We start from the raw sequence: 1,668 nt of genomic DNA, 5'->3' as shown, positions 1-1,668 counted from the left end.
CGGAACCCTCGGCGGTGGGCCGGTGGTGCACGAGCGTGTCGGGCCCGTCGCCGCCGAGATCGGCCACCGCGGCACGGATCGCGGGCAGCAGCTCGTCGGCCAGGATCCGCCGGGCGGCGTCGACGCTCACCACGGGCTCGGCTCGAAGTCCTTGAGGAAGCAGCCGTAGAGGTCCACTCCGGCCTCGCCGCGGACGATCGGGTCCACCACGCGGGCCGCGCCGTCGACGAGGTCCAGGGGTGCGTGGAAGCCCTCCTCGTGCAGCCGGACCTTGGTCGTGTGCGGACGCTCGTCCGTGATCCAGCCCGTGTCGACCGCGGTCATGAGGATGCCGTGTTCGGTGAACATCTCCTCGGCGGAGGTGCGGGTGAGCATGTTGAGGCCCGCCTTGGCCATGTTGGTGTGCGGGTGCCCCGCGCCCTTGTAGCGCCGGGAGAACTGCCCCTCCATGGCGGAGACGTTGACGACGTACTTGCGGCGGGCGTTCGACGCGGCGAGCGCGGGCCGCAGTCGGGAGACCAGGATGAACGGGGCGACCGAGTTGCACAGCTGCACCTCGAGCATCTCCATGGGCTCCACCTGCTCGACCGTGGCCACCCAGCTGTTGTGGTCGACCACGTCCGGCAGCAGCCCGCCGGCATCGATGGCGGTGCCGGCGTCCACGCGGTCCAGGGACGCCGACCCGGCCAGGAGCGCCTGTTCGGCGATGTGTCCGGCCTCGCGCTCGGCCTCGTCGGAGCCGATGAGCGCGGACTCGCCGCCCATCAGCGCGGCCGGGTGCAGCTCGGAGGTGCGGCCCATGGTGATCATGGGGATGTCGGCGGCCCGCCCGGTGAGGGGCGCGGACTCCCCGTCCACGAGTCCGGAGTACGACCCGGGGGAGCGGCGCACCGTCTGGGCGGCGTTGTTGATGAGGATGTCGAGCGGTCCGGCGGCGGCGACCTCGTCGGCCAGTGCCACGACCTGGGCGGGATCGCGCAGGTCCACGCCGATCACGTGGACCCTGTGGGCCCAGTCCGCGTGGTCGGGCATCGAGGCGAACCGGCGGACGGCGTCGCGGGGGAAACGGGTCGTGATGGTCACGTCGGCCCCCGCCCGCAGCAGCATGAGCGCGATGTACATCCCGATCTTGGCGCGGCCACCGGTGAGCAGGGCCCGCCGACCGGTCAGGTCCATGTCCGGGTCCCGCCTGGCGCGGTTGGCCGCAGCGCACTCGGGGCACAGCTGGTGGTAGAAGGCATCGACCTGGGTGTACAACTGCTTGCACACGTAACACGCCACCGCACGCTGCAGGTGTCCGGCCACGGCCCCCGGGGTGTTCGACACCAGTCGGATCCCGGCCGTCTCGTCGTCGATCCGGGAGGGCGAGCCGGTCGCGGTGGCCTCGATGACCGCCTTGTCCGCCTCCTGCCGGGCGCGTCGGACCTCGTTCCGGCGGGACTTCTTGAGCAGCTTGAACATGTGGCCGACCGAGCGCTGTACACGGATGGAATCGGGGTGGTCCTCCCCGAGCGCCGCCGCCTGGTCGAGGACGCGCTGGAGGGTCTCGAGGTCGTCCGGATCGATGCCTGTCACCAGGACACGGTACGACGACGAGGCCGTCGGTCCCTAAACCGCTCGCCACGGCAGGGTGGGCGCGCGACCCGCCCTGAGCCCGGCGAGCGCCTC

Annotated in this window: 1 protein-coding gene; it reads right to left on the bottom strand. The window is 71.8% G+C overall.

Translation table 11 applies throughout. From position 1 onward, the window contains the following. Positions 1 to 126 precede the first annotated feature (126 nt). A complete protein-coding gene (locus G6018_RS03310) occupies positions 127 to 1,575 on the bottom strand; it encodes an SDR family NAD(P)-dependent oxidoreductase (protein ID WP_182638711.1) in 1,449 nt (482 codons plus the stop codon). Positions 1,576 to 1,668 lie beyond the last annotated feature (93 nt).

The organism is Dietzia sp. DQ11-44, from assembly GCF_014145205.1.
GTDB lineage: Bacteria > Actinomycetota > Actinomycetes > Mycobacteriales > Mycobacteriaceae > Dietzia > Dietzia natronolimnaea.
This window is presented reverse-complemented; position numbering and strand designations above follow the sequence as displayed.